At 74.4% G+C, this 8,071-nt stretch carries 6 protein-coding genes; 3 read left to right on the top strand and 3 right to left on the bottom strand.

The window, feature by feature from the left end:
* Window positions 1–185: 185 nt before the first annotated feature.
* A complete protein-coding gene (locus tag PAI11_RS14505) occupies window positions 186–1,565 on the bottom strand; it encodes an aminotransferase (protein ID WP_007576116.1) in 1,380 nt (459 codons plus the stop codon).
* 141 nt (window positions 1,566–1,706) lie between these two features.
* Here PAI11_RS14505 and PAI11_RS14500 point away from each other — a divergent pair, with 141 nt between their 5' ends.
* Window positions 1,707–3,185 (top strand): NAD-dependent succinate-semialdehyde dehydrogenase, encoded by a 1,479-nt coding sequence (locus PAI11_RS14500; RefSeq protein WP_007576113.1) that lies wholly within the window; start codon window positions 1,707–1,709, stop codon window positions 3,183–3,185.
* A gap of 16 nt (window positions 3,186–3,201) precedes the next feature.
* Here the strand turns inward: PAI11_RS14500 and PAI11_RS14495 are convergent, their stop codons facing one another.
* A complete protein-coding gene (locus PAI11_RS14495) occupies window positions 3,202–3,666 on the bottom strand; it encodes a M15 family metallopeptidase (RefSeq protein WP_211656600.1) in 465 nt (154 codons plus the stop codon).
* 260 nt (window positions 3,667–3,926) lie between these two features.
* Between PAI11_RS14495 and PAI11_RS14490 the strand changes: the two genes are divergently transcribed.
* Together PAI11_RS14490 and PAI11_RS14485 are read left to right on the top strand one after the other, a co-directional pair.
* On the top strand, window positions 3,927–4,604 hold the full coding sequence (locus PAI11_RS14490) for a response regulator transcription factor (RefSeq protein WP_007576109.1): 678 nt from the start codon (window positions 3,927–3,929) through the stop codon (window positions 4,602–4,604).
* A complete protein-coding gene (locus tag PAI11_RS14485) occupies window positions 4,597–5,910 on the top strand; it encodes a sensor histidine kinase (protein WP_007576107.1) in 1,314 nt (437 codons plus the stop codon). The genes PAI11_RS14490 and PAI11_RS14485 overlap by 8 nt, the downstream gene beginning before the upstream one ends.
* A gap of 89 nt (window positions 5,911–5,999) precedes the next feature.
* Here PAI11_RS14485 and PAI11_RS14480 read toward each other — a convergent pair whose 3' ends face one another.
* Window positions 6,000–7,640, bottom strand: coding sequence for a S1 family serine peptidase (locus PAI11_RS14480; protein WP_040600399.1), 1,641 nt, complete (start codon window positions 7,638–7,640; stop codon window positions 6,000–6,002).
* Window positions 7,641–8,071 lie beyond the last annotated feature (431 nt).

The following is an 8,071-nucleotide window of genomic DNA, read 5'->3' as shown; positions in this document are numbered from 1 at the left end:
AGCGCGCGCGCCGCCCGCGCGCCCGCGCGTCGCGGGACCCCGCGCCGCTCGGCCTCGCGCTGGACGGCCGGGTCGTCGCTGCCCTTGCCGGCGATCGAGCCGCCGAGGCCGGCCACGGGGTTGACGACGAGGCCCAGCCGGCGCGTGCGCTGCTCGCCCCCGGACACCGTCACCCCGCGAGCATCTCAGGCCCGCTCGCGCGTCAGCTCGCCGGCGACCTGGTCGAGCGCGGCGCGGGTGCCGGCGACCATGTCCGCCAGCTCGTCGTCGGTGACGACGAACGGCGGCGAGAAGGAGATCGTGTCGGCGGCCGGCAGCGCGCGGGTGATGATGCCGCGGTCGAGGCTGGCGCGGACGATCCGCGGCGCGACCTGCAGCGCCGGGTCGAAGCGGACCGCCGGGTCGCGCTCGGCGACGAACTCGACCGCCGCCATCAGGCCGGCGCCGCGGACCTCGCCGACCAGCGGGTGGTCGGCGAACGCGTCGCGCAGCAGCGCGCGCAGGGTCTCGCCCTGGCGCTCGGCGCGCTCGATCAGGCCCTCCTCCTCGACCAGCCGCAGGTTGGCCAGCGCGGCGGCGGCGCCGAGCGGGTGGGCGCTGTAGGTGTAGCCGTGCTGGAAGACGCCCTCGGGGCCGTCGGCCAGGACCTTCCAGACCCGCTCCGAGACGATCGTGCCCGAGAGGGGGACGTAGGCCGAGGTGACGCCCTTGGCGATCGTGATCAGGTCCGGCTCGAGCCCGAAGCGGTGGCTGCCGAACCAGTGACCCAGGCGGCCGAAGCCGCTGATCACCTCGTCGGCGATCAGCAGCACGTCGTGCTCGCGCAGGACCCGCTGGATCGCCTCGAAGTAGCCCTCCGGCGGGACGATCACGCCGCCGGCGCCCTGGACCGGCTCGGCGATGAAGGCCGCGACGGTCTCGGGCCCCTCGGCCCGGATCATCGCGTCGAGCTCGTCGGCCAGGCGGGCGGAGAAGGCCCGGTCGTCCTCGCCCGGCTCCGCGTTCCACAGCCGGTAGGGCGCCGACACGTGCCGGATCTGCGGCAGCGGCAGGTCGAACTCGGCGTGCATCGCCGGCAGCCCGGTCAGGCTCGCCGACGCGATCGTGACGCCGTGGTAGCCGCGGTCCCGGGAGATGACCTTCTTCTTCTCCGGCCGCCCGCGGCGGTTGTTGTAGCTGGCGACGATCTTCAGCTGCGTGTCGTTGGCGTCCGACCCGCTGTTGCCGTAGAAGACCTTCGTCATGCTGCCGCCGGCCCGCGCGATGATCTGCTCGGCCAGCAGCGCGGGCGGGGCGGTCGCCATCGACGAGAAGCCGTGGAAGTACGACAGCTCGAGCGCCTGGCGGTGGAGGGCGTCGGCGATCTCCTCGCGGCCGTAGCCGACGTTGACGCACCAGAGCCCGGCCATCGCGTCGAGGTACTGGCGGCCGTCCGCGTCCTCCAGCCGCGTTCCGCGACCACGGACGACCATCGCGGTCGCCCCCTCGCGCTCGTGGCGGTAGGCGTTGCTGAAGGGGTGGAAGACGAAGCGCCGGTCGGCGTCGACGGGGGAGGTGGCGGTCACGTGTTCGCTCGCATTGCGGTCATCTGCGCGGAAGACGTACGTTCGCAGACCCCTCGGCGGCTGTCCAGCCCAATTGCTCGAATAGCGGCTGATTGCACGATATGCGAGCATGGACGGAGACCGACCCCGGAGCGCCGCCCCATGCCCACCCTCCCGTTCCCCTTCGACCTGCGCGATGCCGCGCTCCTGCGCGACGAGCTGCTCGTCGACGGCGCCTGGGCGCCGGCGGCCGGCGGCGCGCGGGCGACGATCGTCGACCCCGCGACCGGCACCGCGATCGCGACGGTCGCCGACGGCGGCGCGCTCGACGCCCGGCGGGCCGTCGACGCCGCCCACGCCGCATTCGGCCCCTGGTCGCGGCGGACGGCGAAGGACCGGGCCACGGTCCTCCGGCGCTGGTTCGACCTGGTGGTCGAGCATGCCGACGACCTGGCCACGATCCTCACCGCCGAGCAGGGCAAGCCGCTGGCCGAGGCCCGCGGCGAGATCCTCTACGGCGCCGGGTTCATCGAGTGGTACGCCGAGGAGGGCAAGCGGGCCTACGGCGAGCTGATCCCGACCAACGTCGAGGGCCGCGAGCTGCTGGCGATCAAGCAGCCGATCGGCGTCTGCGCCGCGATCACGCCGTGGAACTTCCCGATGGCGATGATCGCCCGCAAGCTCGCGCCGGCGCTGGCCGCGGGCTGCACCGCCGTCGTCAAGCCGGCGCCGGCGACGCCGCTGTCCGCGCTGGCCCTCGCCGAGCTGGCGCAGCGCGCGGGGATCCCCGCCGGCGTGATCAACGTCGTGCCCGGCGACGCCGAGGCGATCGGCGGCGAGCTGACCGACAACCCGCTGGTCCGCAAGCTGACCTTCACCGGATCGACCGCCGTCGGCCGGCTGCTGATGCGGCGCTCGGCCGACACCGTCAAGAAGCTCTCGCTCGAGCTGGGCGGCAACGCGCCGCTGATCGTGTTCGACGACGCCGACCTGGACCGCGCCGTGCGGGGCGCGATCGACTCGAAGTTCCGCAACGCCGGCCAGACCTGCGTCTGCGCCAACCGGATCCTGGTCCAGGACGGGATCCACGACGCGTTCGTCGAGCGGTTCGTGGCCGCCGCCGCGGCGCTGCGGGTCGGCAACGGCTTCGAGCCGGACGTGCAGCAGGGACCGCTGATCGACGAGCGGGCGCTGGCCAAGGTCCGCGATCACGTCGCGGACGCCGTCGCCCACGGCGGCACCGTCCGCTGCGGCGGCGACGCGGGCGAGCTCGGCGGCACGTTCTTCCCCCCGACCGTCATCACCGGCGCGACGACCGCGATGCGGATCGCCGACGAGGAGACCTTCGGCCCGGTCGCGCCGATCTTCCGCTTCCGCGAGGAGGACGAGGCGGTCGCGCTCGCCAACGCCACCGAGTCGGGGCTGGCGGCCTACTTCTTCACCCGCGACGCGGCCCGCATCGCCCGCGTCGGACGCGCGCTCGAGCACGGCGTCGTCGGCGTCAACACCGGCCTGATCTCGTACGAGGGCGCGCCCTTCGGCGGCGTCAAGCAGTCCGGCCTCGGCCGCGAGGGATCGCGGCACGGGCTCGACGACTTCCTCGAGCTGAAGTACCTCTGCATCGACGGGCTCGCCGGCTAGTGGCGGCGTCGGCCGGTCACTCCGACGCGTCCGTGGCGGGCTCCGGGCACGCGCCGCCCGGCTCGACCCGGCGCTCGTAGTGCCAGACCTCGTTGGCGAAGGTCTGGCAGAGGCCGACGCGGGACCCGTTGACCTGCATCCAGTAGGCCGCGTCCGTCGGGCCGATGTCGACGGCGCGCCCCTGGACGTGGGCTGACCTGTCGGGCGTCGCGACCAGCTGGCGGGCCCGGTGGGCCCCGTTCCTGGCGACGGCGTCGTCCAAGAGCTGGCGCTGGTGCGCGCGGCTGCGCCAGCCGCTGGTGACGCGCAGGTCGATCCCGTCCCGCTTCGCCGCGGTCGTCGCCGCAGCGAGCGCGGCGCGCAGATCGGGATCGAGCCGCGCGATCGCGGGATGGCCCACGTCGGTGGCCGGGATCGACTTCCCGTCGGGGATCACGGCGCCGCGGTCCGCGGACTCGGTCGGGCGCACCACGTCGACCACGCCGCGCGCGCCAGTGTAGCCGGCGAAGGCCGCGGCGATCGCAACCAGAGCGACGGCCGGCAGGCCGCGGACGCGGCGAATCGGAGTGGTGTAGAGCGATCTGGAGGAGTGCACGAGCGGCGAGCGAGGTCGGGACGACGTCGTGCTCCGGCACTCAACCCGGCACGCTGTTGCGTCAAGGCACGCTGCGCGCTTCACGCCGACGCAACATCGGGCGCGCCTAGACTCGCTTCGACTGTGAGCAGCCAGGAGCGACACCGATGCGGGTGCTGATCGCCGAGGACGAGGAGTTCCTGGCCGAGGCGATCCAGACCGGCCTGCGGCGCGCCGCGATCGCCGCCGACGTGGCGCTGGACGGTGCCGCGGCGCTGCGGGCGCTGGCCGTCGTCGACTACGACGCGATCGTGCTCGATCGCGACCTGCCGCAGGTGCACGGCGACGAGGTCGCCCGCACGGTCGCCGAGCGGCACCCGGGCGTGCGCGTCCTGATGCTGACCGCGGCCGCGCGGGTCGACCAACGCGTCGAGGGGCTGCGCCTCGGCGCCGACGACTACTTGGCCAAGCCCTTCGCCTTCGAGGAGCTCGTCGCACGGCTGCACGCGCTGGCGCGACGCCCCGCGGCCACGGCGCCACCGGTGCTCGAGGTCGGCGACCTGCGGATCGACAGCTTCCGGCGCGAGGCGTTCCGCGACGGCCGGCTGCTGCGGCTGACCCGCAAGCAGTTCGCGGTGCTCGAGCTGCTGGCGCGCGCCGCCGGAGGCGTCGTCAGCGCCGAGGAGCTGCTGCAGAAGGTCTGGGACGAGAACGTCGACCCGTTCACGACCGCGCCGCGGGTGACGGTGTCGACGCTGCGCAAGGCGCTCGGCCCGCCCGATCCGATCGAGACGGTGACCGGCGTCGGCTACCGTCTGGCCGTCGCGGACGACGGCGATGGCTGACGCGCGAGCGGCCCCGTACCGAACGAGCGCGCGCTGGCGGCTGACGCTCAGCTACGCGGCCTTTCTGCTGATCGCGGGCATGGGCACGCTGGTCGGCGTCTACGTCGTCCTGCGGTACGTCCCGGACTACCCGCTGATGCCGGCGGACCCGTCGCAGACGAACGACCCGGCCACCCGCGGCGAGATCCTCGCGGCGGTCGTCCGGTCGTCGCTCTACGTGCTCGCGACGTTGCTGGCGATCGGCCTGGCCGGCGGCTGGTGGCTGGCGGGCCGGGTCCTGCGCCCGCTCGACGAGCTGCACCGGGCGGCCCGGATCGTCGCCGCCGGCGACCTCGACCACCGAGTGCGGCTGCAGGGGCGACGCGACGAGTTCGCCGAGGTCGCCGACGGCTTCGACCTGATGCTCGATCGCCTGGGCGACGCGTTCGCCGCCCAGGAGCGATTCTCGGCCAACGCCGCGCATGAGCTGCGCACGCCGCTGACCGTGTCGCGGACGATCCTCGACGTGGCCCTCGCCGACCCGGGCGGCGCCGCCGACCGGCAGGCGCTCGAACGGTTGTCACAGACCACCGACCGCGCCATCGGCCTGACGGAGGCGCTGCTGCGCCTGGCGGACGTCAACGAGCTGACGACCAGGCACGAGCCGATCGACGTCGCCGACGTCGTCCAGCAGGCCGCCTCGACCGTCGGCGACGAGGCCGCCGAGCGAGGGATCGAGATCGACGTGGCGAGCGCTCCCACGACGGTCGCCGGCGATCCGACGCTGCTGCGGCAGCTGCTCGTGAACCTGCTGCAGAACGGGGTCCGGTACAACCGTCCCGGCGGCGAGCTGTCGCTACGCGTCGACGGCGACGAGCGAGGCGCGCGGATCGAGCTGCAGAACGACGGCGACCGGCTCGATCCCGAGCGGGTCGCCCGGTTCACCGAGCCCTACCTGCGCGGGGCCGGTCGGACGGCCGGGTCCGGCGGCGCGCCTCGCGGTCATGGCCTGGGGCTGGCGCTGGTCGCGCGGATCGTCGCCGTCCACCGCGGCCGCCTGACGCTCGAGCCACGGCCGGCGGGCGGGCTGCGGGTGCTCGTCGAGATCCCGGCCGATCCCGGCCGCGGCGGCGAGCAGGCAGCGACCACGCACGCCCACTGGCGCGTGGCACGGCGCTCGGCGGTGCGGGCGGACGCCGAGCGCGTGCCGCCGAAACGAGCCCCGCGCTGGCTCCTTCCCGTCGCGGCGATCACGATCGCGCTCGGCGTCGCCGCAGCGCTGTTCGTGCTCCTGTGGTGGGACGGCGTCACGTTCCCGACTCCTTGACCGAGGCGCTCCCCGACCGGCGGGGGCACGCGACGAAACGGGCGTCGCCCCGGAGCAGCAAGCGCTCCGGAGCGACGGTGCCAGGGCCTCTACCGGCGGCCGGGCTTGGTGACGGTGCAACCGGGGCGATCGAGCCGCAGTCGCGATCCGGGGGCGATGCAGGCGGCCAGGCCGGCGGCCTGCTGGCCGTAGGAGCGGCCGACGAGGTTGACGATCCGGCCGTCGGGGCCGACCTCGCAGGGGTTCCCCTCCGCGCAAGGCACGCCGGGCTTCGGCTCGAAGTCGCCCGCCTCGATCTCCTCGGGGGTCGGGTCGCGCTCGCCGCTGTTGTGGGTGTTGTTGATCGCGACGACCTGGCCGCTGCCGTCGTCGATCAGCGGCGCGCCGGAGTCGCCTCTCTGGGACCGGCAGCCGTCGCCCGCGACGTACCGCAGCGCGTTCTGCTGCTCGTAGCCGGCCTCGCGCAGGGTCGGCACGATGATGTCGATGCGGCAGCGCTTCAGCTCCTGGTGGGTGAGGAGGCTGACCCGGTCGCCGGGCTTCGGGCCCCGCGACGCGAGGGTCAGAACCCGGACCCCGGTCTGCTCGAGCCGCTGGTAGCTGTCGGTCAGGCGGTAGAGCGCCACGTCGGTGCCGGTCATCGTCGCGTACAGCAGCCGATCGGTCAGCGACCGCGCGATCGGCGTGCCGTCGCGGCCCAGCAGCTGCACGGGCGTCGGAACCGGCCGGTCTGCGAGCGCCGTCCCCGACTTGGGGCGCGGATCCACGCAGTGGCCGTTGGTCAGCAGCAACGCGGGATCGCCTGCACGGGCGCCCCGGGCCCGGACCACCGAGGCCGAGCAGCCGCCGATCTTCGCCGCGCCGCGCATGTCGGGGCCACGGTAGGCCGGGGCACGGGGGATCGCCCGGCGTCCCGACAGGTACGAGCGGATCCACTCCAGATTGAGGCTGATCGGCGCGTACGCCGACGGGCTGGGAGCGCCGGTGTTGCCGCCGCCCTCGACGGTGCCGACGATCACCGTTCCCCGCCCGGGCTGGCGGGCGAAGGCCGGCCCACCCGAGTCCATGTTCTCCGGGCCCGGGCGACCGCGCTTGCCCCCGATGCAGAGGATCCGGGCGACGGTTCCGCAGTCCCTCGTGGCCCGGATCCGGGTCGAGGCGACGCGCAGCTTTCGCGGATAGCTCCTCGGATCCTGGAAGGCGCCGTAGCTCGTGGAGTCGCCGGCCGGGTCGGTGAACCCCCAGCCCTGAATCCGCACTCGCGTCCCCGGCGGCAGCGGACGCGTCGCCAGCCGCGCCGGCGAAACGTGCACCGCCCGCGACAGCCGCAGCAGGGCGATGTCCGCGTGCGGCCGCCGGGCCACGGAGCGCGCCACGAACCGCTGCACCCCGACCACCTGACCGCCGCGGCGGGTGTCCCGCGACCCGAATCGGATCGACCAGCCCTTCGGGGTGCCGCTGTTGCGGTACTCGGTGTCGCCGCCGCGGGCCCAGCGCGCGCAGTGGCCGGCGGTGATCGCCCAGCGCGGGGCGATCAGCGTCGCGCCGCAGACGTGGCCGTCGGATCGGGGGCTGTCGAGCCGCTGGAACGACCCGTCGTAGCCCTGAATGGAGGTCGCCGCGACGCCGCCGACGATCGCCTGCGCCGGCGGAGCGCCCGCCGCGAGGACGAGGACGGCGGCGAGCGGCAGCGGCGCCATCGCCCTGGTGATGCTCGTTCGAGATGCCATGGCCGGCCACGCTAGGACGGCCGATGTTGCGCCAGCGTGAGCCGCGTACCCTGGCGGTCGGGAGGGCGCCGGCAACGCGAACGCGAGCGGTCGCCCACCGACGTAAGGTGACGGCGGTGTCGACCGGTCCGCCCGCATGAGCCCGTCCTGGGAGCCCTTCGGGAGCAGGCGCGGCGAGGCGTCGGCGGCGCCCTCGCCGCTGCCGGCACGCGCGAGGTCTGGGTGGTCGGCCACAGCGATCGCCTGGCCGAGCTCCACCCGACGGCCCACGGCCACCAGCGCGGGAACCCCTGAACGACGCTTGACAGTGTGTAAAACTCCGGCGTAGGTTCGTCGGGGTCGAGGCCGATCGCGCGGCGAGCGCGCGCGACGACGAACCCCTCCCTCCCCGGCCGGACCGCTGGTCCCGGGCCGGAGCTCCCTCAACGAAG

The sequence above is a fragment of the Patulibacter medicamentivorans genome (assembly GCF_000240225.1).
Classification (GTDB): Bacteria; Actinomycetota; Thermoleophilia; order Solirubrobacterales; family Solirubrobacteraceae; genus Patulibacter; species Patulibacter medicamentivorans.
The sequence above is the reverse complement of the archived record's forward strand: the minus strand, read 5'-3'. Positions and strand labels throughout refer to the sequence as shown.